Here is a 24,783-nt window from a genome sequence, read left to right as displayed (position 1 = left end):
TACCCGCGACATGGTCCAAGCCCTTCGCATCAGAAATCTGGTCAAGACCTACGCCAATGGCGTCACCGCCCTGCGCGGCATCGATCTCGATGTCGAGGCCGGCGATTTCTTCGCGCTGCTCGGCCCGAACGGTGCCGGCAAATCGACGACCATCGGCATCATCAGCTCGCTGGTCAACAAGACCTCGGGCACGGTGGAGATCTTCGGCCACGACCTCGAACGCCAGGCCTACGCCGCCAAGCGGATGCTCGGCCTGGTGCCGCAGGAGTTCAACTTCAATCAGTTCGAACCGGTGATGGAGATCGTCGTCAATCAGGGCGGTTTCTATGGCATCGCCGCTGCCGAGGCGCGCGAGCGGGCCGAAGCCGTGCTGCAGCAGCTCGGCCTGTGGGACAAGCGCCACGAGCAGGCACGGGATCTGTCGGGCGGTATGAAGCGCCGGCTGATGATCGCCCGCGCGCTGATCCACGAGCCGCGACTGCTGATCCTCGATGAACCGACGGCCGGCGTCGACATCGAACTGCGCCGTTCGATGTGGACCTTCCTGAGCGAACTCAACGCCGCCGGCACGACGATCATCCTGACCACGCATTACCTCGAAGAAGCCGAGAGCCTCTGCCGCAACATCGCGATCATCGACCGTGGCCAGCTGGTCGAGAACACCGACATGAAGTCGCTGCTCAGTCGCCTGCATACCGAGACCTTCGTGCTCAATCTGGCCGCGCCGCTGGCGATGCCGCCACTGATCCCGGGTTACGTGCTGACGCGGCTCGACGACACCACGTTGAGCGCCGAGGTCAGCAAGGATCTCGGCCTCAACGCCCTGTTTGCCGGTCTCAGCGCGCACGGCATCGAAGTGCTCAGCCTGCGCAATAAAGCCAACCGCCTGGAGGAGCTGTTCATCCGCCTGGTCGAGCACCAGTCGTAATGGACACCCCCGCCATCTCCACGCCTGCCGGAACGCTCTCCCCGATGATGCATACCCGAGCCCACTGGATCGCGTTCAAGACGATCCTGATCCGCGAGGTGCTGCGTTTTTCGCGCATCTGGATCCAGACGATCCTGCCGCCGGCGATCACCACCGCATTGTACTTCCTGATCTTCGGCAAGCTGCTCGGCAGCCAGATGCCGGTGATGGACGGCTACGACTACACGCAGTACATCGCCCCCGGCCTGATCATGCTGGCGATCATCACCAACAGCTACGCCAACGTCGTATCGAGCTTCTATGGCTCGAAGTTCCAGCACAACATCGAGGAACTGCTCGTCGCGCCGGTGCCGAACTGGCTGATCCTCGCCGGTTTCGTCGGCGGCGGGGTGGCGCGCGGGGTGGCCGTGGGCGTCGTCGTCACCGCCATCGCGCTGTTCTTCACCGATCTGCACGTCACTCACTGGGGCGTGACCATCGGCGTCGTGCTGCTGACCTCGGTGCTGTTCTCGCTGGCTGGCCTGATCAACGGCATCTATGCCAACAGCTTCGATGACATCTCCATCGTGCCGACCTTCGTGCTGACACCGCTGACCTATCTGGGCGGCATTTTCTACTCGATCAATCTGCTGCCGGACGTCTGGCGCGCCGCTTCGCTGGCCAACCCGATCCTGTACATGGTCAACGCTTTTCGTTTCGGCATTCTCGGCGTTGCCGATATCGGCATGCTCACGGCCTTCGGCATCACGCTGGGCTTCATCGCACTGCTGGGGTCGGTGTCGCTGTACCTGCTGCGCCGCGGCACGGGTACCCGCAGCTGAACCCGGCGCCAGCGCACCCCCATCTCTATCCGATCAGACAAAAAAGAGGGCGCCTTCCGGCGCCCTTAACGATCATGATCGGGGGGTAAAGCCGTGGGCTACCCCGGCGCTCAGAGCGCCTCGCTGCCCGTTTCACCCGTGCGGATGCGAATGGCCTGTTCGAGCGGGAAGATGAAGATCTTGCCGTCGCCGATCTTGCCGGTATTGGCAGCCTTGGAAATCGCCTCGATGACGCGCTCAGCGTTGTCATCGGCACAGGCGATCTCGATCTTCACCTTCGGCAGGAAATCGACGACGTATTCGGCGCCCCGGTACAGTTCCGTGTGACCTTTCTGCCGCCCGAAGCCTTTCACCTCGGTCACGGTGATGCCCTGGATGCCGATTTCGGACAGCGCCTCGCGCACATCGTCCAGCTTAAACGGCTTGATGATCGCGGAAACGAGCTTCATGGTGCGTCCCCCGTAAAAATGGGCGTGTTATGGAAAGTCGCCGGACTATAAACCAATTCCGGACGGATTCGCGTCAGTACGCCGATCCCCTCGGAAAATAAGAAAAGAAAGGCGGCGGTGGCCAAGCCACCGCCGCCTCGTACTACCGGCGCGTAATTACAGGATGTAGCCGCGCTCTTCGTGCAGGGAGATATCGAGACCCTGGGTCTCTTCTTCTTCGCTGACACGCAGGCCGATGATCGCGTCGACAACCTTGAGCAGGATGAAGGTCACGATCGCCGAGTAGACGATGGTGAACAGCGCACCCTCGGTCTGGATGATCAGCTGGTCGACGATGCTGGTGCCTTCGGCCAGACCCTTGCCGCCGAAGGACGCATCGACAAACAGGCCGGTGAGGATGGCACCGACGATACCGCCGACGGCATGCACGCCGAACACGTCGAGCGAGTCGTCATAACCCATCGCACGCTTGAGCTTGGTCGCGCACAGGAAGCAGATGACGCCGGAGATCAGGCCCAGCAGCACCGCGCCCATCGGGCCGATGGTGCCGGAGGCCGGCGTCACCGCGACCAGACCCGCCACCGCACCGGAAGCGATACCGAGCACCGACGGCTTACCGTGCGACAGCCACTCGGCGAACATCCAGGCCAGCGCTGCGGAAGCGGTCGCCACCTGCGTGGTCAGCATCGCCATGCCGGCGGAATCATCGGCCGCAACCGCGGAGCCGGCGTTGAAACCGAACCAGCCCACCCACAGCATCGAGGCGCCGACCAGCGTGTAGCCCAGGTTGTGCGGCGGCATCGCGGTGACCGGATAGCCCTTGCGACGGCCCAGCACCAGGCAGCAGACCAGACCGGCAATACCGGCATTGATGTGGACGACGGTGCCGCCGGCGAAGTCGAGGACACCCATATCCCACATCAGCGCGCCGTCACCGCCCCAGACCATGTGGGCGACCGGCAGGTAGCTGAAGGTGAACCACAAGGCCATGAACAGCAGCATCGCCGAGAACTTCATGCGCTCGGCGAAGGCACCGACGATCAGCGCCGGGGTGATGATCGCGAAGGTCATCTGGAAGGTGGCGAAGACCGACTCCGGAATCGTCCCGGTCAGGCTGTCACGGGTGACGCCCGCCATGAAGGCCTTGCCCAGACCGCCGATGAAGGAGTTCAGGTTGGTGACACCCTTCTCCATACCCGTGGTGTCGAAGGCCATCGAATAGCCGTACAGCACCCACAGCACCGACACCAGCGCGGTGATCGCAAAGCACTGCATCAGCACGGACAGCACGTTCTTCGCACGCACCATGCCGCCGTAGAACAGCGCCAGACCGGGGATGGTCATGAACAGCACGAGGGCCGTCGACGTCAGCATCCAGGCGGTGTTGCCGGCGTCAAGCGTCGGCTTGGCCGCCTCCTGGGCCAGGCCTACCGCCGGCAAGGCCAGCAGACCGAGCAGGGCACCTAGGCCCAGGGTCAGATTCTTCTTCGTCATGACAGGGGACTCCTGGAGAACGATTTCGATGGATCAGAGGGCAGCCGAACCGGCTTCCCCCGTGCGGATACGAATGGCCTGTTCGAGGTCGTAAACGAAAATCTTGCCGTCACCGATCTTGCCGGTGTTGGCAGCCTTCGAGACGGCCTCCACGACGCGCTCGACGAGCGAGTCATCGATGGCAATCTCCAACTTCACCTTGGGCAGGAAATCGACGACGTACTCCGCGCCGCGATACAGTTCGGTGTGCCCCTTCTGGCGCCCGAAGCCCTTGACCTCAGTGACGGTGATGCCTTGCACGCCAATCTCGGAAAGCGCCTCGCGCACGTCGTCGAGCTTGAAAGGCTTGATGATGGCTGTGACCAGTTTCATGGGTGTGCTCCTGATACCGCGGTTCGTTTCGTACGGTAGGTACATGGCCGATGGGCAGCGACCTCGCGGTGGCGCGGCGGCCGGCGGAATGCTGCTCTGCGACATAAAGCACAGCACGTGCCATCTGGTCTTACACTTTTTTTATCAGCCATTTGCCAAGCGGACGCACCAAAGCCGCGCGCAAAGACGCACCAAAACAGACTCAACGCTCGTCACAAAGCCCCAGCGCGGTGCAAAGCGCTTGTCTTCCCCGCTTTCGCGCATTGGTTACACTGCAGCGCATCGCTATTCACTCAGGAGTTGTCACCGTGATCGATCCCAAAGCCCTGGATGACCTCGCCCGCAAGGTTGCCGAAGCCGTTCCCCCGGGTCTTCGCGTCCTGCAGCAGGATCTGGAGAAGAATTTCCGTGCTGCGATGCAGGGCGCGTTCGCACGTATGGAACTGGTCACACGGGAGGAATTCGACGTGCAGGCCCAGGTTCTGGCCCGCACGCGCAGCCGGCTGGAAGCCCTGGAGGCACGCGTCGCCGAACTCGAAAGTCGCGTGCTGGGCGCGGCACCCGCAGCTCAGAGCGACACCCCGACCCAGCCTGACTGAACCGGAACACGCGGCATTGCCTGGCCGCGCGCACCGTTGCAGTGCGCACGGTTGGCACACGGGCGGAGCAGCCGCGCTGCACCAGTTCAGATCAATGCGGCCCTGATCTGCACCGCCAGCGCTTCGAGTTCGGCAGTATCGGCGGCAGCGCCGCCGTGCATGCCGATGCGCTCGCCCGCCCGCATCGGCACGATGTGCACGTGGTAGTGGAATACCGTCTGGCCGGCAGCCGTGCCGTTGAACTGGCGAATCTGAAAGCCTTCACCACCGACGATCTCCGTCACCACCCCGGCCAGACGCCGCGTGGTGCGCTGCACCGCGAGCAGCGACTCGTCCGGCATCGCCAGCAGGTTTTCGTGGTGGTCTTTCGGGATCACCAGCGAGTGGCCGCGCGTATTCGGAAAAATATCGAGGAATGCCAGCGTGGCGGCATCCTCGAAGATTTTCACGGCCGGCAGCTCCCCGCGGATGATTTTGCAGAAGATGCAGTTCGGATCGTGCGCCATCTGATGTATCGCCTCGTGCTCGGAAAAGTCGGCTTAGACTAACTCAGCTGTTGCGGTCGAGGCGGCGATAGGTGATCGCCTCACTCAGCTGCGGCACGCGGATGGCCTCTTCTCCGGCGAGATCGGCAATCGTGCGGGCGACGCGCAGCACGCGATGGTAAGCCCGCGGTGACAGGCCCAGCCGCTCCATCGCCGCATCGAGCAGTGCCTGAGCGGCTTTGTCGAGCACGCAGTGGCGGCCGAGTTCAGCCGGATCGAGCTGGCTGTTGGGCTTGCCGGCGCGGGCAAGCTGACGCTCACGGGCCGCAATCGTGCGTGCGCGGACCGCCGCACTGCTCTCGGCCGCAGCATTGAGGCGCAGCTCGCCCCGGGCGAGCCGGGGCACCTCAAGGTGCAGGTCGATACGATCCAGCAGCGGCCCGGAAACACGGGCTCGGTAGCGTTTGATCTGCTCGGGTGTGCAGCTGCAGGCGCGCTCGGCGTCACCGAGATAACCGCAGGGACAGGGATTCATCGCCGCCACCAGCTGAAAGCGCGCCGGGTAGTCGGCCTGGCGTGCCGCGCGCGAAATCGAGATATGTCCCGACTCCAGCGGCTCGCGCAGCACCTCCAGCACGCGCGCGCTGAATTCCGGCAGCTCGTCGAGAAACAGCACACCGTGGTGCGCCAGCGAGATCTCGCCGGGCCGCGGATTGCCGCCACCACCGACCAGCGCGACACCCGAGGCGGTGTGATGCGGTGCGCGGAACGGTCTGCGCTTCCAGTCGCTGAGCCGGAAGCCCTGCAGGCTGACCGAGGCGATGGCCGCTGCCTCGATCGCTTCGGTTTCGCTCATCGGCGGCAGGATGCCCGGCAGACGCGCCGCGAGCATGGTCTTGCCCGTACCGGGCGGCCCGACGAACAGCAGATTGTGTCCGCCCGCCGCGGCAATTTCGAGCGCCCGCCGGGCATGCGCCTGGCCGCAGACATCCGCGAGATCGGGACCACCAACGCACTCCCCCCGCCCGGGCGAGTGCTCCGAGACATGCGCCGCAAGCGCCGTGCGACCGCTCAGATGGGCACACACTTCGAGCAGATGGCGGGCGGGCAGCACCGTCAGCCCCGAGACCAGTGCCGCTTCGTCGGCATTGCCGACCGGCACCAGCAGGGCGCGTCCCGCCTCGCGGGCGGCCAGCGCCGCAGGCAGCACACCGCGCACGCCGCGCAGCTCACCACCGAGTGCAAGTTCACCGAGGCATTCGACCCCGGCCAGTGCCGCCGCCGGTATCTGGCCGCTGGCGGCGAGAATGCCCAGGGCGATCGGCAGATCGAAGCGACCGCCTTCCTTCGGCAGGTCCGCCGGTGCCATGTTCACGGTGATGCGCCGCTGCGGGTACTCGAAATGCCCGGTCAGCAGCGCACCGCGTACGCGGTCCTTGCTTTCCTTCACCGCGGCTTCCGGCAGGCCGACGATGGAAAACCCCGGCAGACCGTTCGACAGATGCACTTCGACGGTGACTGCCGGTGCCTCGACACCGACACTGGCTCGACAATGGGCAAGGGCGAGTGACATCCGTTTCACACTCCAGGTCGCAACAAACACCTAAAAACAGCATCGCATCCGCTGCGATCTGATGACAGCACGGCGCTATCCGCGACTCATGCTCCGTGCCCGCGCGGCTGGCGCCCCCGTTCAGGCGAGCGTGACAGCGCCTCGGAACCCGCCCGCCAGAAGGAACTCACAGGCTGCGCTGCGCCAGAAAGCGGGCGCGCGCCAGCGGATCGTCGATATGTCCGGCGAGCTGGTGCCAGAAAGCATCCACCGACAGCGCTGCAGCGGCCGCCCGCTTGACCAGCACACGCGCAATCGGCCCCAGCTCCACGGCCAGCGCCCGCTGCGCCGTCTCCAGCGTCGCCGCATCGAGTATGACATGTCCGCTCGCCGCCACCCCGGTCGTCGAATGGTAGGAAACGCCCTGACTGGAGACGCTGCCCGTCACTGTCGTGCCACGCCGCAGGCGGCGCAGGAACTGGCGCCGTGCCTCGCCATCCGGAACCTTGCTCGCCAGAGCATCGAGCCATTCTTCACGGTTGCCCGCCGACTGCGCCGTGCGCCGGGTGACGAGCTTTGCCATCGGTCCGATGTATGACACCAGACTCGCTTCCGCCTCCTGCAGATCGGCCTCGCTGACCGGCACCGCCGGCGGCGCGACGAAGACCGTCTGCGGCAGCACCGTCGTGGCCTGATCATCCGGTGACACCAGCGCCACCTCCAGCGCCTGCAAAAATTCCGCAGCGCTCTGGAACCGCGTCTCCGGCTCACGGCCGAGCGCCCGGCGCAGCAGGAGATCGAAGGACTGTGGCAGCTGGGGATCGATACTGCGCAGCAGCGGTGGCGGATCATTGCAGATCTGGTGCATCAGCTCGGTCGGCGTCGGTCCCGGAAACGGCCTTCGCCCCGCCAGCAGCTCGAACAGGATCACACCACAGGCATAAAGATCGGCGCGCGCATCAAGGGCGCCGCCGCGGAACTGCTCCGGCGCCATGTAGTTGGGCGTGCCGACCATCGCCCCGGCCTGGGTCAGAGCGCCACCATTGATGCGGGCGATGCCGAAATCCGTCACCTTCACACTGCCGTCGGCGAGCAAAATGATGTTCGCCGGCTTGATGTCGCGGTGGACGATACCGAGCACATGCGCCACCTCCAGCGCCTTGAGCACCTGGCGCAGCACGACCGCCGCCGCCGCCAGCTCGAAACGCCGCCCTTCACCGAGATGCTGGCGCAGTTCGCGGCCCTCGACGTATTCCATGACGATATACGGCGTGCCGTCGTCCTCGCCGTAGTCGAACACCGTGACGATATTGGCGTGCACACAGCGTGCGGCTGCGCGCGCCTCGCGCCGGAAACGCTCGCGCCAGTGCTCGTCCTCTCCCAGCAGGTCGGTGCGGATGGTCTTCAGCGCCACGGTGCGATCGAGCACCGGATCATGCGCGCGGTAGACCACCCCCATCGCCCCGTGACCGAGCACAGCCTCGATGCGGTATTTGCCAAGTGATTCGGGATGGGTGGCCACGCTGCGGACTCCGGAGCTCTCAGGTATCCAGCATCTTCATCGCATCGTCCAGGCTGCGGCGCATGCGTGTGAACGAGGTCGCCAGACGCGAGATCTCGTCGCGACCGCTGGCATCGAGTTCGGGCACGCCCTCTTCACCGAGACTGACGCGATCGGCCATGTTGGCGATGCGCCCGATACGCCGGATGACTGTCACGTGCAGCAGAATGTTCAACAGCACCAGCAGCAGGGCGAAGATGGCAACCAGACCGCCGATGAACACCTGAAAGATCTGGTTCGCCCGCGCCAGCGGTACCGCCATCGGCACTGAAACCACCTGTGCACCGATGGTTTCATCGAGCTTCCAGCCGAAGCCGTTGTTGTCGCCGTACAGTGCCCGCATCGTCGCCGGCGCCGCGTCCGGCGTGCTGTGACAGACCAGGCAGCCGGCGTCGGTGATACGGATCGGCCGCGCCAGTGTCAGCACGCGTCCGGTCGGCGTGTCGCGCTCGACGATCAGCTCGCTGCGTTCAGCGTTGTTGCGAAACTCATTGATGATGTCGGCTTCCCAGTCGGTCGCCCGGTCATTGAGATTGGTCGGATTGAGCGCCGCTTCCTTGTAGGTGTATTCAGGGAAACGCTCGTGCAGCGCCCGGAAATTCTGCTGCGCGGCGTACGAAGACACCGACTGCGGCAGGAACTGGCGCTTGAGCTGCAGCGTCAGCAGCGGCCGGATCTCCTTGACCGTGTAACCACGGATGGCCAGTGCACTTTCGACCATGATGCGCGCGTTCTGCAGCACTTCCTCGCGCGCGTTTTCATTGACGATGCGGTGCGATAGGAAGGCCGCAAGACCAATGCCCAGCGCGAAGGCCAGGGTCAGCACCAGATTGAACTTCGCTCGCAGCCCCATGCATATCTCCCGTCAGCGGCTGCCGGCCGCGGGGACCGGCTGTGAGTTGCAACGCTCGAAATCCTCGGCGGCCCGCGTGAAGCCACGCAGGCTGAATACCGCCTGGACGATGCCGGTCGCCGGCCAGCCGGGCCAGAAGCGCAGCGCGACACTGAGCTGCGCGCCGGCACGGAAATCATCGAGCAGCGGGCCGATCGGTTCGAACACGACTTTGCTATGCCCCTCGATCCGCGACGGCGCCAGCGGCGGCGGTTGCGGCGGGCGACGGTCGACGGTCAGTGCGAGATCGCCGAAGCTCGCATCGATTTCCGAGTCGGTCACCAGCACCAGCGCGTTACCGCTGATCACCGGCTCGATGTGCACGTCGGTATAGCCATCCGGCATCAGCACGGCGTCACCCCGCAGCAGACAGCGCTGCGCACCGCTCAGCGGATCACGCCCGACCTCGGCACGCCAGCCGGCACTTGCCGGCAAACTCAGGCAGCCCGCCAGCAGGCCCACCATCACGCTAGCGTGTGTTGCCCTCATGCTCGTCCCCCTCGATGGCGTTGCAGGGCGAGTATAAGCACGATGGATCAGAGCTTCGTACGCTTGTCATTGCGAAAACGCAGTGCGGCCAACATTGCTCCGCCGACGATCAGCGTGCACGCAGCGGCAATCTGCCAGCGCGCCGGCGTCAGACCCAGCCCGAGCAGCAAGAGCGTCGACAGCACCGGGGCAGCGTACGAGGCCACACCGAGCAGCTGCAGATCCCCCCGCTTGGTGCCGTAATCCCAGACGAAAAACGCCAGTCCGACCGGCCCCAGACCGAGCAGGGTGATCGCCCCCCACTGCGTCGGGCTCGGCCACACCGTGACCTCGGCGATGAGATGGCAGCCCGCGCCGAGCAGCGCGACGGCGAGACATTGCAGCGCGACGATGTCGGTCGGCACCGCACCGAAACGCCGGTTCAGCACCGAGTAGCCGGACCAGGTCAAGGCACAGGCCCCCGCCGCCAGATAGCCCGGCAGATAGGCAGTGTCGAACGCGCCGGTCCCGACCAGCAGCCAGACGCCGGCCAGCCCGCAGCAGGCGCCGGCGATATGCTGCGGCCGCAACCGCTCGCCGGGCAGCAGGCCGGAGAACAGCACGATCAGCAAAGGCCAGAGATAGGCGATGAGACTCGCGTCAGCAGCCGGTGCTCTGGCCAACGCCACAAAGTAGAAGAAGTGGTAGCCGAACAGACCGCCAACGCCGAGCGCCCAGACCGCCGGCGGCTGGCGCAGCATCGCCCAGACCGCGGCCCTGCGCCTGGCCAGCCACACGGTGCCGGCCAGGCCGCCGATGGCAAAGGTCAGTGCCAGCATCTCGAACGGCGGGATGCCTTTGACGCTCGCGGTCAACGGCGCCAGTGCCGCCCACAGCAGGATGGCCAGACAGCCGGCCAGCGTGGCGCGGCGGTGATCGGGGAAAGACATGACATGACTCCGCTGCCGTCAGGGCCGCCAGTGTGCGCGACGATGGCAGCCGCGAACGGCCGGGAGCACTGCCGCTGCGGCCACGACTGCTGTCGTCATGCCTCGCGGGCAGCCGCGCGGCGCAAAGCCCGGCGCAGGCTGTCGGCATCGGCGTATCCGCAGGCCGCCGCCGCCTGCGTGAGCGAACAGCGGCCGCCGGCCAGCAGGCGCTGTGCCTCGGCCAGACGCAACGCCGTCACCCGGGCCAGCGGTGTGGTGCCCAGTGCCTGGCGAAACAGCGCGTGCAGACGGCTTTCACTCAGGCAGGCCGCCGCCGCGATATCGGCAACCTGCAGCGCTTCACGGAAATGCTCGGCGATGTAGTCCAATGCCCGCTGCAGGCGTTTCGGCCACTGCTGCGCCGGGCGGGCCGTCTCGACCAGACTCAGCAGCAGCAGGCCCGCCGCCTGGCGGGCCCAGGCGACCGAGCGTCCCTGCGCCAATCCCAGCGCACATTCGTGCGCCAGACCACCGAGCAGCGGATCAGTGCACAGAAAAACGCTGCGCACCGCCAGGGCGCTCCCGAAGTCCTGCAGTGCGGCATACGGGGCATCGAGTACCAGGCAGCGGCTGTCACCGATCGCGGCGAAGCCATGCATCTCACCGGCCGCGATCCAGGCACTGCGCCCGGCGGCGAGCGCGGCGCTCTGCGCGCCGAGCTCCAGTTCCAGCGCACCGCGCAAAGGCAGGACCAGCTGGTGGAAGTCATGGGCATGCGCCCTGTGCTCAGCGCCGTAACAGCGCAGGGCGATGCGCGGCTGCTCCACGTCCACGGCCCGCGGCCTCAGAGTGGTTCGAGCTTGGCATAGGCTGCCACCAGCCATTTGGCGCCGGCCGCATCGAAATTCACCTGCACGCGGGCGTGCCCTCCCTGCCCTTCGAAGGCAAGGACGACACCTTCGCCGAAGCTGCCATGCCGCACCCGCTGGCCCAGCTTGAGTCCGGTATCGGAGGCCAGCTGCGCCAGGTTGCCCGGGTTGTAGAGCGGTTTCGAAACCGTCGCCCGCGCCCGCACGTCACGCGTCAGCTCCGCCGGGATCTCGCGCAGGAAACGCGACGGGCGCGGATAGACTTCATTGCCGTGCAGCCGGCGCCGCTCGGCAAAGGTCAGTGTCAGATGCTCGCGTGCACGCGTGAGGCCGACATAAGCCAGCCGGCGCTCCTCTTCGAGCTTGTCCGGGTCATTGGCCGACAGGGCGTGCGGGAACAGATCCTCCTCGACGCCGACGATGAACACCTGCGCAAACTCCAAGCCCTTGGCGCTGTGCAGGCTCATCAGCTGCACACAGTCCTCCCACTCGCTGCCCTGCCCTTCGCCGGCTTCGAGCGCGGCATGGGCGAGGAAAGCATCGAGCGGTGTCATGCCCTCAGCTTCGACGGCAATGGTCTCGAAAGCGCGAGCGGCATTGATCAGCTCGTCGAGGTTCTCCTCGCGATCTTCGGCCTTGCCATCACGATCCTTGCGCACATGCTCACGCAGGCCGCTGCCCGCAATCACCGCCTCGACCCGGGCCCCCAGCAGCAACGTCGCAGTCTCCTGCGCGAGGCGCTCGACCAGCGCCAGAAAGCCCTTCAGTGCGGTCGCCGCGCGGCCCGGCAGGCCCTTGGCGGCGATCAGCTGCTGCGCGGCAAGCCACAGCGAACGGCCCTCCTCGCGGGCGCAGGCGCGCACGGCGTCCAGCGTGCGCTCGCCGATGCCGCGGGTCGGCAGGTTGACGACGCGTTCGAACGAAGCGTCATCGCCGCGATTGCCGAGCAGGCGCAGATAGGCGAGCGCATCCTTGATCTCGGCGCGCTCGAAAAAGCGCAGGCCGCCGTAGACACGATACGGCACGCCCTGCGCCATCAGGCTTTCTTCGAGCAGCCGCGATTGCGCGTTGGAGCGGTAGAGCACGGCATTGTCGGCGCGCCGGCCGCCCCGCTCGACCCAGCGCTGGATGCGCTCGACGACGAAGCGTGCCTCGTCATAATCGTTGTACGCGGCGTAGACCTCGATCGGCTCGCCATCGCCGCCGTCGGTCCACAGCGTCTTGCCGAGACGACCGGCGTTATGGCCGATCAGCGCGTTGGCGGCCTTGAGGATCGTGCCGGTCGAGCGATAGTTCTGCTCCAGACGCACGGTCAGCGTACCGGGGAAATCCTCGCTGAAACGCTGGATGTTCTCGATCTTCGCGCCGCGCCAGCCGTAGATCGACTGGTCGTCATCACCGACGACGAAGACATCACCCTGCTGCCCGGTCAGCAGGCGCAGCCAGGCGTACTGCAGCGTATTGGTGTCCTGAAACTCATCGACCAGCACGTGGCGGAAACGCTCGCGGTAATGCCGGCACAGCTCGGGCGTATCGCGCAGCAGCTCGTGTGCGCGCAGCAGCAGCTCGCCAAAATCGACCAGGCCGGCACGCTCGCAGGCTTCCTGATAGGCCGCGTAGATTGCGATCAACTGGCTGCGCGTCGGGTCGGCCGCATCGGCAACGAGGTGCTGCGGTCGGCGCCCCTCGTCTTTCTGCGCGTTGATAAACCATGCCGACTGCCGCGGCGGCCATTTCTTCTCGTCGAGTTCGAGGGTGCGCAACAGGCGGCGGATCAGCCGCAGCTGGTCTTCCGCATCGAGAATCTGGAAGGACTGCGGCAGCCCGGCTTCCTGCCAATGCTGGCGCAGCAGGCGGTGGGCGATGCCGTGGAAGGTACCGATCCACAGCCCTGACGCGCCGAATTCGAGCATCTGCTCGACGCGTGCACGCATCTCCGCAGCAGCCTTGTTGGTGAAGGTCACCGCGAGGATGCTCCACGGGCTTGCCCCTTCCATCGCCATCAGCCAGGCAATGCGCCGCGTCAGCACGCGGGTCTTGCCGGAGCCGGCACCGGCCAGTACGCGTAACGGCCCGAGCGGCGCCGTCACCGCCGCACGCTGGGCTTCATTAAGATCATCAAGAATCGGGGAAACGTCCATCCGCCGATTGTACCGGCGCGCCAGGGCAACGGCGGTGGCAGCCGCGCGTCACGCCGGTGCCGCCGTAAGCGTTCAGGAACGCTTCTTCGGTCGCTGCCAGCCGGGGATGGCTTTCTGCGGGGCGCGGGTCAGGGCCAGCGTGTCGTCCGGCACGTCCTTGCCGATCGCCGAACCGGCGCCGGTCGTTGCCCCCCGGCCGACCGTGACCGGCGCGACCAGAGCGGTGTTCGAACCGATAAAGGCGCCATCACCGATGACCGTGCGATGCTTGTTCACACCGTCGTAATTGCAGGTGATCGTGCCGGCCCCGACGTTGACGCCGGCGCCGATGTCGGCGTCACCGATGTAACTGAGGTGGTTGACCTTGGAGCCGAGACCGATGCTGGCCTTCTTGATCTCGACGAAATTGCCGACATGCGTGTCGGCGGCCAGCTCCGCCCCCGGGCGCAGGCGGGCATACGGGCCGATATGTGCCCCCGCGCCGACCGTCGCCTGATCGAGATGCGAAAAAGGCAGGATGTCGACATCGTCAGCGATGACGACGTCACGCAGCACGCAGTGGGCGCCGATGCGCACACGGTCACCGAGCACAACGGTGCCTTCGAAAATCACGTTGACGTCGATGCTGACATCACGGCCAGTCTGCACGCTGCCGCGCACGTCGACACGCGCCGGGTCGAGCAGGGTGGCACCGGCCAGCATCAGGGCCTCGGCCTGCCGGCGCTGATGGAAACGCTCCAGCTCCGCAAGCTGCACGCGATTGTTGACGCCCTGGACCTCCTCAGCGCTCGCCACGCTGCAAGGCTCCACCGCCAGACCGGCCGCAACTGCCATCTCGATGATATCGGTCAGGTAGTACTCGCCCTGGGCATTGTCATTGCTCAGGCGGTCGAGCCAGGCGTGCAGGTAGGCCGCATCGACCGCCAGGATGCCGGTATTGCCTTCACGAATGGCACGGATCGTGGCGTCCGCGTCCTTTTCCTCGACGATGCGCAACACCCGCCCCTGCTCATCGCGCACGATGCGGCCGTAACCGGTCGGGTCGGCCAGCTGCACGGTCAGCAGACCCAGGCCGCCCACCGCGGCCGTTGCCAGCAGGGGACGCAGCGAATCCGCCTGCACCAGCGGCACGTCACCGTACAGCACCAGTACCGGCCCTTGCGCCGGCAGCTGGGGCAGCGCCTGCGCCACCGCGTGCCCGGTACCGAGCTGCTCGGCCTGCTCGGCCCAGTACAAACCCGGCTCAGCACCAAAGCGGGCAAGCACACACTCGCTGCCATGACCATGGACGACGACGATGCGCTCGGCACTCAGCCTGCGGGCGCAAGCGATGACGTGCGCAAGCATCGGCTGCCCTCCGACCGGGTGCATCACCTTCGGCAGATCGGAAACCATCCGCTTGCCCTTCCCGGCCGCGAGGATCACTACGGACAAACTCATCGCTTCAGCACCCTTGCTTGATCTCGCCCAAACGTATCGACCCCGCTATCCCCAGCGGTTGCACATCGGCAACGACTGGGGATAGCGGGGTCGAGAGAAATAGCATGGCCGGTCAACGCCGGAAACAACAAGGCCGCGGAAATCCGCGGCCCGAATGTCAAACCTTGCGAACCTTGCGCAGCTTCTCGATCGCCTGCAGCTGTGCGATCGCTTCGAGCAGCTCCGCCTGGGCACGGGCAAGGCTGATTTCGTCAGTGCGGCTGGCCAGAGCTTCTTCGGCGCGGCGCTTGCTTTCGAGCGCCATTGCCTCATCCAGATCGGCGGCACGTTCCGCGGTGTCGGCAAGCACCGTCACCACATGCGGCTGGACTTCCAGCATGCCACCGGAGACGTAGAACACCTGCTCTTCGCCATACTGCAGCTTGACGCGGACCTGGCCGGGCTTCAGACGAGCGAGCATCTGGTTGTGGCGCGGCAGAATACCCAGCTCACCTTCCTCAGCCGTCGCAATCACCATTTCCGCAGTACCGGAGAAGATCTGCTTCTCGGCACTCACGATGTCTACATGCAGCGTCATCGCCATGACGTCGTTACCTCTCCAGAGAGCGTTGAGCTGGCCCCGACCCTCAGCGAGGGCCGGGACCCAGGCGCCATTACAGCTTGGCGGCCTTCTCGACGGCCTCGTCGATGGAACCGACCATGTAGAAGGCCTGCTCCGGCAGGTGGTCATACTCACCGGCGATGATGGCCTTGAAGCCGCCGATCGTGTCCTTCAGCGACACGTACTTGCCCGGCGAGCCGGTGAACACTTCCGCGACGAAGAACGGCTGCGACAGGAAGCGCTGGATCTTGCGGGCACGGGCCACGACCAGCTTGTCTTCCTCAGACAGCTCGTCCATACCGAGGATCGCGATGATGTCCTTCAGCTCCTTGTAGCGCTGCAGCACACCCTGCACGGCGCGCGCCGTGCTGTAGTGATCCTCACCGATGACCAGCGGATCGAGCTGACGCGAGGTCGAGTCGAGCGGGTCCACCGCCGGATAGATGCCGAGCTCGGCGATCTGGCGGGAGAGCACGACGGTCGCGTCAAGGTGCGCGAAGGTGGTCGCCGGAGACGGGTCGGTCAAGTCGTCCGCAGGCACGTACACGGCCTGGATCGAGGTGATCGAACCGGTCTTGGTCGAGGTGATGCGCTCCTGCAGAACGCCCATTTCCTCGGCCAGCGTCGGCTGGTAACCCACCGCGGAAGGCATACGGCCGAGCAGCGCCGAGACCTCGGTACCGGCCAGCGTGTAGCGGTAGATGTTGTCGATGAACAGCAGCACGTCGCGGCCTTCATCACGGAAGAACTCGGCCATCGTCAGGCCGGTCAGCGCAACGCGCAGACGGTTGCCCGGCGGCTCGTTCATCTGACCGTAAACGAGCGCGACCTTGTCGAGCACGTTCGAGTCCTTCATTTCATGGTAGAAGTCGTTGCCCTCACGGGTACGCTCGCCCACGCCCGCGAACACGGAGTAACCGGAGTGCTCGATCGCGATGTTGCGGATCAGCTCCATCATGTTCACGGTCTTGCCGACGCCGGCGCCACCGAACAGGCCGACCTTACCGCCCTTCGCGAACGGGCAGAGCAGATCGATAACCTTGATGCCGGTTTCGAGCAGCTCGGTCGAGCCGGACAGATCCTCGTAGGCCGGCGCTTTGCGGTGAATCGGCCAGGCAGCTTCGGCCCCGACCGGACCCTGATGGTCCACCGGCGTGCCGAGCACGTTCATGATGCGACCCAGCGTGGCCTTGCCCACCGGCACCGAAATCGGTGCGCCGGTGTTGTCGACCACCAGTCCGCGGCGCAGACCGTCGGAAGAACCGAGCGCGATGGCACGCACCACGCCGTCACCCAGCTGCTGCTGAACTTCGAGCGTCAGATCAGCGCCTTCGACGGTGAGGGCGTCGTAGATCTTCGGCACGGCGCCGCGCGGAAACTCGACGTCCACGACAGCGCCGATGATTTGTACGACCTTTCCAGAACTCATTGAGGGTTCCCCTTAAACTCTCGAAATCAGTGACTCAGACCGCCGCGGCGCCCGCCACGATCTCGGTAAGCTCCTGTGTAATCGCCGCCTGACGCGCCTTGTTGTAGACGAGCTGCATTTCATTGATCAGCTCGCCGGCATTGTCGGTCGCAGACTTCATCGCAATCATGCGTGCCGCCATCTCGCAGGCCACGTTCTCGACCAGGCCCTGGTAGACCAGCGACTCGACGTAGCGCACCAGCAGCGAATCCAGCAGGGCAGGAGCATCAGGCTCGTACAGATAGTCCCAGCGATGCGGCGCGTTGACCTTCTCGACGCGTGCAGTCACTGGCGCGAGCACTTCGATGCGCGGCTCTTGCGTCATCGTGTTGACGAAGACGTTGTGCACCAAGTACACGCGATCGATTTCGCCCTCACTGAAACGGTCGAACATCACCTTGACCGAACCCACCAGATCTTCGACGCGCGGGTTGTCGCCGAGCTGAACGCTCGAACCCAAGATCTTCAAGCCGAGCCGCCGGAAGAACACGGTCGCCTTGGTGCCGACCGTGCACAGCTCGCTCTCCACACCCTGCGCCTGCCACTCACGCATCGACTGCACGGCGGCCTTGAACAGATTGCTGTTCAGGCCACCGCAAAGCCCACGGTCCGTGGAGATGACGATGTAACCGACCTTCTTGACGACCGGCCGATCCATCAGCGCCGGCGGGCGATACTCGGTGTGCGCATGAGCCAGATGAGAGATTACGGTGCGAATCTTCTCCGCATACGGCCGTGCAGACAGCATCCGCTGCTGCGACTTGCGCATCTTGCTCGCCGCGACCATCTGCATGGCCCGAGTAATCTTCTGAGTATTCTTGATACTCTTGATCTGCGTTCGAATCTCTTTTCCACCGGCCATGCTGACACCCGCTTACCAGACGTGGTTGGCTTTGAAATCTTCGACCGCCTTCGCGAAGGCAGACTCGATTTCGCCGCTGTAGTCACCCGACTCGTTGATCTGCTGCATCAGCGCACCGTGCTGGGCATTCATGAAGGCCAGCAAAGCCGCCTCGAAGTCGCCGATCTTGTTCAGCGGAACATCGTCCAGATAGCCCTTGTCGGCAGCGAACAGCGACACGCCCATCTCGGCAATCGAGAGCGGGGAGTACTGCTTCTGCTTCATCAGCTCGGTCACGCGCTGACCGCGCTCCAGCTGCTTGCGGGTGGCATCGTCCAGATCGGAGGCGAACTGCGCGAAGGCCGCCAGCTCGCGGTACTGGGCCAGAGCCAGACGCACACCGCCACCGAGCTTCTTGATGATCTTGGTCTGGGCCGCACCGCCGACGCGGGACACCGACAGACCGGCGTTGATGGCCGGGCGGATACCTGCGTTGAACAGATCGGTTTCGAGGAAGATCTGGCCGTCGGTGATCGAGATGACGTTGGTCGGCACGAACGCGGAAACGTCGCCGGCCTGCGTCTCGATGATCGGCAGCGCCGTCAGCGAACCGGTCTTGCCCTTGACTTCACCGTTGGTCAGACGCTCGACCTCGTCGGCATTGATGCGCGCGGCGCGCTCAAGCAGACGGGAGTGGAGGTAGAACACATCGCCCGGAAACGCTTCACGACCCGGCGGACGGCGCAGCAGCAGCGAAACCTGGCGATAAGCCACGGCCTGCTTGGACAGATCGTCATAAACGATCAGGGCATCTTCACCGCGGTCACGGAAGTACTCGCCCATGGCGCAACCGGAGTACGCAGCGATGTACTGCATCGCGGCGGGATCGGAGGCACCGGCAGCGACGACGATCGTATGAGCCATCGCACCGTGCTCTTCGAGCTTGCGCACCACGGTCGAGATCGACGAATTCTTCTGGCCGATCGCGACGTAGATGCACTTAACGCCGGTGCCCTTCTGGTTGATGATCGCGTCGATGGCGACAGCGGTCTTACCAGTCTGGCGGTCACCGATGATCAGCTCGCGCTGACCGCGGCCGACCGGCACCATCGCGTCGATGGCCTTCAGACCGGTCTGCACCGGCTGGCTGACCGACTGACGCTCGATGACGCCCGGCGCGACCTTCTCGATCGGCGAGCTCAGCGAAGAAGTGATCGGGCCCTTGCCATCGATCGGCATGCCGAGGGCGTTGACCACACGGCCGAGCAGCTCCGGACCGACCGGCACCTCAAGGATGCGACCGGTGCAGAAGCACTTGTCACCTTCCGTCAGGTTGTCAGCCGAGCCAAGAACCACCGCACCGACGGAGTCACGCTCCAGGTTCAACGCGAGCCCATAGACGCTGCCAGGAAACTCGATCATTTCGCCCTGCATCACGTTCTCGAGACCGTGAATGCGGACGATGCCGTCCATCAGGCTGACGATCGTGCCTTCCGTGCGCGCCTCGGCCACCGCCTCGAATTTCTCGATGCGCTGGCGAATGAGATCGCTGATTTCGGTTGGATTCAGTTGCATAAGCGTTCAATTCCCCTTACTGGCGCAGGGCGGTGGCGAACTTGGCCAACTGGCCCCGAGCTGAACCGTCAATGACCACATCCCCGGCCCGGATGATCGCGCCACCCAAGAGCGACTCGTCGACGACGACATCGACATCGACATCGCGCTGCAGACGCTGCTTGAGTGCCTCGGCGATCTTGGCTTTCTGGGCGTCATCCAGCTCGAAAGCAGAGCGCACTTCAGCCTTGATCGACTTTTCAGCCTCGGCCTTGAGCATCTCGTACAGCGCGGCGATCTCGGTCACGGTCTCCAGACGCCGATTCTCCGCGAGCAGGCGGACGAAATTGACGAAGTCCTCGGACACCGCCTTGTCACCGACCGTGGCACGGCAGACATCCAGCACCAGCCCGGCCTTGTCCTCGAACGACAGGGCAGGACTTGAAATTGCGGCCTGCATCGCGGTGTCGTGCACGACGGTGGCAAGCACCGTCAGCAGTTCCGACCACTTCTTCAGACCACTCTTTTTGCCCTTGGCGTGCTCAAAGGCGGCGCGGGCATAGGGGCGTGCGACAGTTGTCGTTTCAGCCATGGGTAGTCCCGTCCGTGATTAGAGCTGCGACACAAGGTCATCCAGCAGCTTGGCATGAGCCTGAGCGTCGATTTCACGCTTCAGGACCTTGCCGGCACCGGCGACGGCAATGTTGACGACCTGGCCGCGCAGTTGTTCGCGAGCGCGATTGAACTCGAGTTCAATCTCCGCTTGCGCTGCATGCAGCTGGCGAGTGCCTTCGGCCTGTGCTTCGAGCTTGGACTGCTCGACGATTTCCGCGGCCCGCTTTTGGGCCTGGGTGATGATCTCAGCTGCTTGCTGCTTGGATTCCTTCAGCATCTCGGCAGCCTTGGCCTTGGCCAGTTCCTGCTCGTGGACGCCGCGTTCCGCGGAAGCCAAGCCTTCAGCGATGCGCTTCTGGCGGTCGTGCATGGCCTGCATAATCGGAGGCCATACGTACTTCATCGTGAAGACCACCAGAAGGGCGAACGTGATCATCTGCCCGATGAGCGTGGCATTGATATTCACGTCATTACCCCCTTCTTGTACGGGACTGTCCCGTCAGCGGCCTTGATTGATTAGTGGGCAAGCGCCTGGACCGGGCCGAGGAAGGGGTTGGCGAACGTGAAGAACAGCGCGATACCGACACCGATCATGGTCACCGCGTCGAGCAGGCCGGCGACGATGAACATTTTCACCTGCAGGGTCGGGATCATTTCCGGCTGGCGGGCAGCACCTTCGAGGAACTTGCCACCGAGCAACGCGAAGCCGATAGCGGTACCGAGCGCACCCAGGCCGAGGATGAGAGCAACGGCGATAACGGTCATGCCCTGGACGTCAGCAACGAGCTTGGCGATTTCCATTTTTCCTCCAGATGAAGCGATAGGTTTGAGGTTGAACTGAACAGGATTAAGCGACTTATCGACTTACGACTTCCGCCCTGGATCAATGATCCTCGTGCGCCATGGACAGGTACACGATGGTCAGGGTCATGAAGATGAAGGCTTGCAGGGTGATGACCAGGATGTGGAACACCGCCCACGGCCAGCCCAGCAGCGGCTGCACCCACCACGGCAGCAACGCAATGAGGATGAAGATCAGCTCGCCGGCATAGAGGTTGCCAAACAAACGAAGTGCGAGAGAGATCGGCTTGGCCAGGTCTTCGACGATGCGCAACAGCAAATTAGCCGGCGCAGCTTTGATACCGAACGGGTGGCCGAGCACTTCATGGGCGAAGCCGCCGCCGCCCTTGACCTTAATGCTGTAGTAATAGATCAGGCAGAGCACACTGATCGAAAGACCGAAAGTCGAATTGAGGTCTGTCGAAGGAACGACGCGCAGATAAGGAATGCCAATCAACTGGCCGATTGCCGGTAAAAGATCGACGGGCAGCAGGTCCATCGTATTCCACAAAAACACCCACACGAAAATCGTCAGGGCCAATGGCGCAATGACAGGGTTGTGGCCGTGGAACGAATCTTTGACCTGCCCATCGACGAATTCGACCAGAATTTCACAGAAATTCTGCAATGGCCCAGGCACTCCTGAAGTCGCGTTGATCGCGGCCTTGCGAAACAGCCAGAGAAACAACACGCCGAGCGCAAGAGAGAAAAACATCGTATCGAGGTGAAGAGTCCAGAACCCTTCACCGACCGCCAACGGATGGAGGTGATGGATGATGTATTCCGAAGCGGAATGCGGACCTGCACCTGCACTCATAGCATCTTCACCGAAGCGTCCAAGTTTTAGAGTAGGGCCAGCCAGTAGGCTGCCAACGTGGCCGCGTAAGTGAGGATCAGAGGCAAAAACTCCAAGTCAAACAGCACCAGCGCCACTGCGAACAGCAGGACGGTCAGCACCAGCTTGACTGCTTCGCCGATATACAGTGCCTGCGCCATCTTGGCAGCTGTCCGTCCGGGACGGACAGAAAACACCTGAAGCGCAAAATACACTGTGACGACGATGCCTATCCCCCCACCCACACCAGCCGATACCGCTTTCTCAGAACCCCCGAGAAACGCGGCGATTAAAACGGCCAGCGATGTGACAACCAACTGAACGACAAGAATTCTCTGCGTTGCTTTTCTCGCGCCTGCCGACGCTTTCATGTTTTCTTGGATCAAACACCCGGCTCCGAACATTTTTCTCACGACCACCGCATCGCGAAAAAACCGTTTTGTACAACAGCAGAATCCGGACGGAGCATCCTGCAAACGCGGCGCGGATTATAAAAGTCTGTGACCTGAATGGTCAATCAAGAACTTAAATAAAGCCACCTTCAGCGAATATGCCCCAAGATCCCATCAAGCTCATCCAAGTTATTGTAATGAATCACCAATTGACCTTTTCCCGCATCTGACTGACGCAGCTGCACACGTGCACCGAGACGCGCACCGAGCTCATCCTGCAAACGCCGGACATCCGGATTTTCGGTGCTGGCTGGCTTGGCGGGAATTTTTTCCGCGCCTGCCAGTCGCCGAACCAACGCTTCCGTTTCACGAACCGAAAGTCCGCGCAGCGCAACCTGGCGCGCAGCCTCGATCTGCAGTGGCGCCGGCAGCGACAGCAGCGCGCGTGCATGCCCCATTTCCAGCCGCGCACTGCGCAGCATTTCCTGAACCTCATCCGCGAGATCGAGCAGGCGCAGCAGATTGCTGACTGCGACTCGCGAACGTCCGACGGCTTCTGCCGCAGCCTGATGCGTAAGATCGAATTCATCGATCAAACGGCGCAGGGCACTGGCTTCTTCCAGCGGATTGAGCCCTTCACGCTGAATGTTCTCGATCAGTGCGATCGCCACCGCGGCCTGATCCGGCACGTCACGCACGACAGCCGGCAACTGATGCAGACCCGCCAGCTGCGCGGCCCGCCAGCGTCGCTCGCCGGCGATGATTTCGTAACGCCCGCCGGCAATCGCCCGCACGACGATCGGCTGCACGACCCCCTGAGCACGGATCGAATCAGCCAGCTCCTGCAGCGACTCCTGATGCATGTCCTGACGCGGCTGCCAGCGGCCCCGATCGAGCAGGTCGATGGAGATCGAGCGCAACTCTCCATCCGCACGCTCCGCAGCGACACCGGCCGCCACCGCGGATGGCAGGCTGCGCGAGGCTCCCAGCAAGGCATCCAGCCCGCGGCCCAGTCCGCCCTTCTTACTCGCCATCGTGCGCACCTCAAACACTGACTGCGGCACGGCGGCCACGCTTGATCATTTCCTTCGCCAGCTCGCGATAGCTCTCTGCTCCACGCGAGGCGGGATCGTAGACGATGATCGGCTGGCCATAACTTGGCGCCTCGGCCAAGCGCACGTTGCGCGGAATCACCGAGTCATAGACCTGCGTACCGAAATGTTCCAGCACCTGCCCCGACACTTCGTTGGCCAGACGATTGCGGGCATCGAACATCGTGCGCAGCAAACCTTCGATGTGCAGCCCTGGATTGGTGCTCGCCTTGACCTGCTCGATGGTCGACAGCAGGGCACTGAGCCCTTCCAATGCGTAGTACTCGCACTGCACCGGGATCAGGATACTGTCGGCTGCCGTCAGCGCGTTGATCGTCAGCATGTTCAGCGACGGCGGGCAATCGATGAGGATGTAATCGAAATTGCCGCGAATGGCTTCGAGCGCCTCGCGCAGACGGAATGCACCACGCTCGCGCTGCGCCAGGGCCACTTCAGCCGCAGTGAGATCGCCATTGGCCGGCAGCACCTGGATGCCTGCGGATTCCGAGAACACCAGCCCGGTGCCGACTGGCGCCTCATCGAGCAGTACCTCATTCATCGTCACGCTGGCGGCATGCTTGTCGATGCCGCAGCCCATCGTCGCGTTACCCTGCGGGTCGAGGTCGACCAGAATGACCTTGAGTCGAGCCTTCGCCGCTGCCAGCGATGCAGCCAGATTGACTGTAGTCGTGGTCTTGCCGACCCCGCCCTTTTGATTGGCGATGGCGATGACCTTGCCCATGGATGATCCGCCTGCAAATTCAGCCGCTCGCCGTCGCGACCGGCACCAGTTCGATCAGATGGCGCTCACCATCCACACCCGGCACGTCGAGCCGGTGGCTGGCGAGCACCGCGTAACCGGCCGGAAGCTGCGCCAGCTCCTCGGCAGGAAAAAGCCCCTTCATCGCCAGCAGGCGACCATCCCGCGCACAGAGCGATCCGGCCAGCGACACGAAATGCTCGACAGACGCGAAAGCGCGTGACACCACCGTGTCGAACGGCTGCGGCGGCCGGAATGCCTCGACGCGTGACTGCACCACCGTCACATTGGGCAATTCGAGCTCAAGTACCACCTGCGTCATGAAACGGGTGCGTTTACCGGCACCATCCAGCAACGTGAAGGTACGCTGCGGTGACATGAGTGCCAGCGGAATGCCCGGCAAACCAGCACCGCTGCCGACATCGAGCACGCGCTCTCCATGCAGCCAAGGCAGAATACTCAGACTGTCGAGAATGTGCCGTGGCACCATTTCCCGCACGTCGCGCACCGCTGTCAGGTTATATGCCCGATTCCATTGCTCAAGCAGGCTCAGGTAGGCAGCCAGACGGCTGACAACGGCCCCGGATACGGCAAGCCGCAGCCCGTCGAGGCCCGCGGCGATGGCGTCTTCGAGGTGGTTCACGGGAAGGGTTGACTCCGGAGCTGGATGTTTCTGAAAAGCGCGCCGAGTGTAACACGCCACTGCGGCTGCATCGGCGCAGCGTGCTGCAACGCGGCATCGCCACTGAATGCAAGGAGCCAAGTGTTGTTATCGTTCGATCATCC

At 64.0% G+C, this 24,783-nt stretch carries 27 protein-coding genes; 3 read left to right on the top strand and 24 right to left on the bottom strand.

Annotated features, from left to right (window positions below; genetic code table 11):
* Positions 1-10 precede the first annotated feature (10 nt).
* Positions 11-928 (top strand): ABC transporter ATP-binding protein, encoded by a 918-nt coding sequence (locus tag C7443_RS08755; RefSeq protein WP_110018216.1) that lies wholly within the window; start codon positions 11-13, stop codon positions 926-928.
* A gap of 47 nt (positions 929-975) precedes the next feature.
* Complete coding sequence (locus tag C7443_RS08750) at positions 976-1,749, top strand: ABC transporter permease (RefSeq protein ID WP_110018359.1); 774 nt, start codon at positions 976-978, stop codon at positions 1,747-1,749.
* Positions 1,750-1,859: 110 nt separating this feature from the next.
* Here the strand turns inward: C7443_RS08750 and glnK (C7443_RS08745) are convergent, their stop codons facing one another.
* From glnK (C7443_RS08745) to glnK (C7443_RS08735), 3 genes are all read right to left on the bottom strand, one after another.
* Positions 1,860-2,198: a P-II family nitrogen regulator gene (gene glnK / locus C7443_RS08745; protein ID WP_110018215.1), complete on the bottom strand. Its 339-nt coding sequence runs from the start codon at positions 2,196-2,198 to the stop codon at positions 1,860-1,862.
* A 156-nt stretch (positions 2,199-2,354) separates the two neighbouring features.
* On the bottom strand, positions 2,355-3,692 hold the full coding sequence (locus tag C7443_RS08740; RefSeq protein WP_211346185.1) for an ammonium transporter: 1,338 nt from the start codon (positions 3,690-3,692) through the stop codon (positions 2,355-2,357).
* A gap of 33 nt (positions 3,693-3,725) precedes the next feature.
* Positions 3,726-4,064 carry a P-II family nitrogen regulator gene (gene glnK, locus C7443_RS08735; protein WP_110018214.1) on the bottom strand — a complete coding sequence of 113 codons (339 nt, stop codon included), beginning with the start codon at positions 4,062-4,064 and terminating at the stop codon, positions 3,726-3,728.
* 308 nt (positions 4,065-4,372) lie between these two features.
* Here glnK (C7443_RS08735) and ubiK point away from each other — a divergent pair, with 308 nt between their 5' ends.
* Positions 4,373-4,663: a ubiquinone biosynthesis accessory factor UbiK gene (gene ubiK / locus C7443_RS08730; RefSeq protein WP_110018213.1), complete on the top strand. Its 291-nt coding sequence runs from the start codon at positions 4,373-4,375 to the stop codon at positions 4,661-4,663.
* 86 nt (positions 4,664-4,749) lie between these two features.
* Here the strand turns inward: ubiK and C7443_RS08725 are convergent, their stop codons facing one another.
* The 21 genes from C7443_RS08725 to rsmG all read right to left on the bottom strand — a co-directional run bounded on the left by C7443_RS08725 (position 4,750) and on the right by rsmG (position 24,640).
* Positions 4,750-5,169: an HIT family protein gene (locus C7443_RS08725; RefSeq protein ID WP_110018212.1), complete on the bottom strand. Its 420-nt coding sequence runs from the start codon at positions 5,167-5,169 to the stop codon at positions 4,750-4,752.
* A 43-nt stretch (positions 5,170-5,212) separates the two neighbouring features.
* Positions 5,213-6,721 (bottom strand): YifB family Mg chelatase-like AAA ATPase, encoded by a 1,509-nt coding sequence (locus tag C7443_RS08720; RefSeq protein ID WP_110018211.1) that lies wholly within the window; start codon positions 6,719-6,721, stop codon positions 5,213-5,215.
* A gap of 166 nt (positions 6,722-6,887) precedes the next feature.
* Positions 6,888-8,222, bottom strand: a complete 1,335-nt coding sequence (locus tag C7443_RS08715) for a serine/threonine-protein kinase (protein WP_110018210.1) — start codon at positions 8,220-8,222, stop codon at positions 6,888-6,890.
* Between the two features lie 19 nt (positions 8,223-8,241).
* Complete coding sequence (locus tag C7443_RS08710; protein ID WP_110018209.1) at positions 8,242-9,114, bottom strand: c-type heme family protein; 873 nt, start codon at positions 9,112-9,114, stop codon at positions 8,242-8,244.
* A gap of 12 nt (positions 9,115-9,126) precedes the next feature.
* Entirely contained in the window at positions 9,127-9,642 is a 516-nt protein-coding gene (locus C7443_RS08705) for a hypothetical protein (RefSeq protein WP_146213270.1), read from the bottom strand.
* Positions 9,643-9,689: 47 nt separating this feature from the next.
* Entirely contained in the window at positions 9,690-10,571 is an 882-nt protein-coding gene (gene yddG, locus C7443_RS08700) for an aromatic amino acid exporter YddG (protein WP_110018207.1), read from the bottom strand.
* Positions 10,572-10,666: 95 nt separating this feature from the next.
* Positions 10,667-11,383: a helix-turn-helix domain-containing protein gene (locus tag C7443_RS08695; protein ID WP_170123551.1), complete on the bottom strand. Its 717-nt coding sequence runs from the start codon at positions 11,381-11,383 to the stop codon at positions 10,667-10,669.
* Positions 11,384-11,394: 11 nt separating this feature from the next.
* Positions 11,395-13,560: a DNA helicase II gene (gene uvrD / locus C7443_RS08690; RefSeq protein WP_110018205.1), complete on the bottom strand. Its 2,166-nt coding sequence runs from the start codon at positions 13,558-13,560 to the stop codon at positions 11,395-11,397.
* A gap of 72 nt (positions 13,561-13,632) precedes the next feature.
* Complete coding sequence (gene glmU / locus C7443_RS08685) at positions 13,633-15,000, bottom strand: bifunctional UDP-N-acetylglucosamine diphosphorylase/glucosamine-1-phosphate N-acetyltransferase GlmU (RefSeq protein WP_110018204.1); 1,368 nt, start codon at positions 14,998-15,000, stop codon at positions 13,633-13,635.
* Positions 15,001-15,157: 157 nt separating this feature from the next.
* Positions 15,158-15,583, bottom strand: coding sequence for a F0F1 ATP synthase subunit epsilon (locus C7443_RS08680; RefSeq protein ID WP_110018203.1), 426 nt, complete (start codon positions 15,581-15,583; stop codon positions 15,158-15,160).
* A 70-nt stretch (positions 15,584-15,653) separates the two neighbouring features.
* Positions 15,654-17,030 carry a F0F1 ATP synthase subunit beta gene (atpD, locus tag C7443_RS08675; RefSeq protein ID WP_110018202.1) on the bottom strand — a complete coding sequence of 459 codons (1,377 nt, stop codon included), beginning with the start codon at positions 17,028-17,030 and terminating at the stop codon, positions 15,654-15,656.
* Between the two features lie 34 nt (positions 17,031-17,064).
* A complete protein-coding gene (gene atpG / locus C7443_RS08670; RefSeq protein ID WP_110018201.1) occupies positions 17,065-17,931 on the bottom strand; it encodes a F0F1 ATP synthase subunit gamma in 867 nt (288 codons plus the stop codon).
* A 12-nt stretch (positions 17,932-17,943) separates the two neighbouring features.
* Positions 17,944-19,485, bottom strand: a complete 1,542-nt coding sequence (gene atpA, locus C7443_RS08665) for a F0F1 ATP synthase subunit alpha (RefSeq protein WP_110018200.1) — start codon at positions 19,483-19,485, stop codon at positions 17,944-17,946.
* Positions 19,486-19,501: 16 nt separating this feature from the next.
* Positions 19,502-20,056 (bottom strand): F0F1 ATP synthase subunit delta, encoded by a 555-nt coding sequence (locus C7443_RS08660; RefSeq protein ID WP_110018199.1) that lies wholly within the window; start codon positions 20,054-20,056, stop codon positions 19,502-19,504.
* An 18-nt stretch (positions 20,057-20,074) separates the two neighbouring features.
* Positions 20,075-20,545 (bottom strand): F0F1 ATP synthase subunit B, encoded by a 471-nt coding sequence (locus C7443_RS08655; RefSeq protein ID WP_110018198.1) that lies wholly within the window; start codon positions 20,543-20,545, stop codon positions 20,075-20,077.
* A 50-nt stretch (positions 20,546-20,595) separates the two neighbouring features.
* On the bottom strand, positions 20,596-20,880 hold the full coding sequence (gene atpE / locus C7443_RS08650; protein WP_110018197.1) for a F0F1 ATP synthase subunit C: 285 nt from the start codon (positions 20,878-20,880) through the stop codon (positions 20,596-20,598).
* 82 nt (positions 20,881-20,962) lie between these two features.
* Complete coding sequence (atpB, locus tag C7443_RS08645) at positions 20,963-21,736, bottom strand: F0F1 ATP synthase subunit A (RefSeq protein ID WP_110018196.1); 774 nt, start codon at positions 21,734-21,736, stop codon at positions 20,963-20,965.
* A gap of 26 nt (positions 21,737-21,762) precedes the next feature.
* Positions 21,763-22,140, bottom strand: a complete 378-nt coding sequence (locus C7443_RS08640) for an ATP synthase subunit I (RefSeq protein ID WP_246004599.1) — start codon at positions 22,138-22,140, stop codon at positions 21,763-21,765.
* Between the two features lie 155 nt (positions 22,141-22,295).
* On the bottom strand, positions 22,296-23,180 hold the full coding sequence (locus C7443_RS08635; RefSeq protein WP_110018356.1) for a ParB/RepB/Spo0J family partition protein: 885 nt from the start codon (positions 23,178-23,180) through the stop codon (positions 22,296-22,298).
* Positions 23,181-23,190: 10 nt separating this feature from the next.
* Complete coding sequence (locus C7443_RS08630) at positions 23,191-23,979, bottom strand: ParA family protein (RefSeq protein ID WP_110018195.1); 789 nt, start codon at positions 23,977-23,979, stop codon at positions 23,191-23,193.
* Between the two features lie 19 nt (positions 23,980-23,998).
* The gene (gene rsmG / locus C7443_RS08625) at positions 23,999-24,640 is read right to left on the bottom strand and encodes a 16S rRNA (guanine(527)-N(7))-methyltransferase RsmG (protein WP_110018194.1); all 642 of its coding nucleotides are present in this window, start codon (positions 24,638-24,640) and stop codon (positions 23,999-24,001) included.
* Positions 24,641-24,783 lie beyond the last annotated feature (143 nt).

Origin of the sequence: Plasticicumulans acidivorans (genome assembly GCF_003182095.1) — a bacterium.
GTDB classification, from domain to species: domain Bacteria; phylum Pseudomonadota; class Gammaproteobacteria; order Competibacterales; family Competibacteraceae; genus Plasticicumulans; species Plasticicumulans acidivorans.
Note: the sequence above shows the minus strand (reverse complement) of the source record. Positions and strands in the feature narration are given on the sequence as shown.

Coding starts and splice junctions, on each gene's coding strand:
- glnK (WP_110018215.1), bottom strand. CDS start 2,198: ATGAAGCTCGTTTCCGCGATCATCAAGCCGTTTAAGCTGGACGATGTG.
- C7443_RS08680 (WP_110018203.1), bottom strand. CDS start 15,583: ATGGCGATGACGCTGCATGTAGACATCGTGAGTGCCGAGAAGCAGATC.
- C7443_RS08660 (WP_110018199.1), bottom strand. CDS start 20,056: ATGGCTGAAACGACAACTGTCGCACGCCCCTATGCCCGCGCCGCCTTT.
- C7443_RS08705 (WP_146213270.1), bottom strand. CDS start 9,642: ATGAGGGCAACACACGCTAGCGTGATGGTGGGCCTGCTGGCGGGCTGC.
- yddG (WP_110018207.1), bottom strand. CDS start 10,571: ATGTCTTTCCCCGATCACCGCCGCGCCACGCTGGCCGGCTGTCTGGCC.
- atpD (WP_110018202.1), bottom strand. CDS start 17,030: ATGAGTTCTGGAAAGGTCGTACAAATCATCGGCGCTGTCGTGGACGTC.
- C7443_RS08710 (WP_110018209.1), bottom strand. CDS start 9,114: ATGGGGCTGCGAGCGAAGTTCAATCTGGTGCTGACCCTGGCCTTCGCG.
- C7443_RS08740 (WP_211346185.1), bottom strand. CDS start 3,692: ATGACGAAGAAGAATCTGACCCTGGGCCTAGGTGCCCTGCTCGGTCTG.
- glnK (WP_110018214.1), bottom strand. CDS start 4,064: ATGAAACTGGTCACAGCCATCATCAAGCCTTTCAAGCTCGACGACGTG.
- C7443_RS08725 (WP_110018212.1), bottom strand. CDS start 5,169: ATGGCGCACGATCCGAACTGCATCTTCTGCAAAATCATCCGCGGGGAG.
- uvrD (WP_110018205.1), bottom strand. CDS start 13,560: ATGGACGTTTCCCCGATTCTTGATGATCTTAATGAAGCCCAGCGTGCG.
- C7443_RS08755 (WP_110018216.1), top strand. CDS start 11: ATGGTCCAAGCCCTTCGCATCAGAAATCTGGTCAAGACCTACGCCAAT.
- glmU (WP_110018204.1), bottom strand. CDS start 15,000: ATGAGTTTGTCCGTAGTGATCCTCGCGGCCGGGAAGGGCAAGCGGATG.
- C7443_RS08635 (WP_110018356.1), bottom strand. CDS start 23,180: ATGGCGAGTAAGAAGGGCGGACTGGGCCGCGGGCTGGATGCCTTGCTG.
- atpA (WP_110018200.1), bottom strand. CDS start 19,485: ATGCAACTGAATCCAACCGAAATCAGCGATCTCATTCGCCAGCGCATC.
- atpG (WP_110018201.1), bottom strand. CDS start 17,931: ATGGCCGGTGGAAAAGAGATTCGAACGCAGATCAAGAGTATCAAGAAT.
- C7443_RS08720 (WP_110018211.1), bottom strand. CDS start 6,721: ATGTCACTCGCCCTTGCCCATTGTCGAGCCAGTGTCGGTGTCGAGGCA.
- C7443_RS08630 (WP_110018195.1), bottom strand. CDS start 23,979: ATGGGCAAGGTCATCGCCATCGCCAATCAAAAGGGCGGGGTCGGCAAG.
- C7443_RS08750 (WP_110018359.1), top strand. CDS start 976: ATGCATACCCGAGCCCACTGGATCGCGTTCAAGACGATCCTGATCCGC.
- atpE (WP_110018197.1), bottom strand. CDS start 20,880: ATGGAAATCGCCAAGCTCGTTGCTGACGTCCAGGGCATGACCGTTATC.
- atpB (WP_110018196.1), bottom strand. CDS start 21,736: ATGAGTGCAGGTGCAGGTCCGCATTCCGCTTCGGAATACATCATCCAT.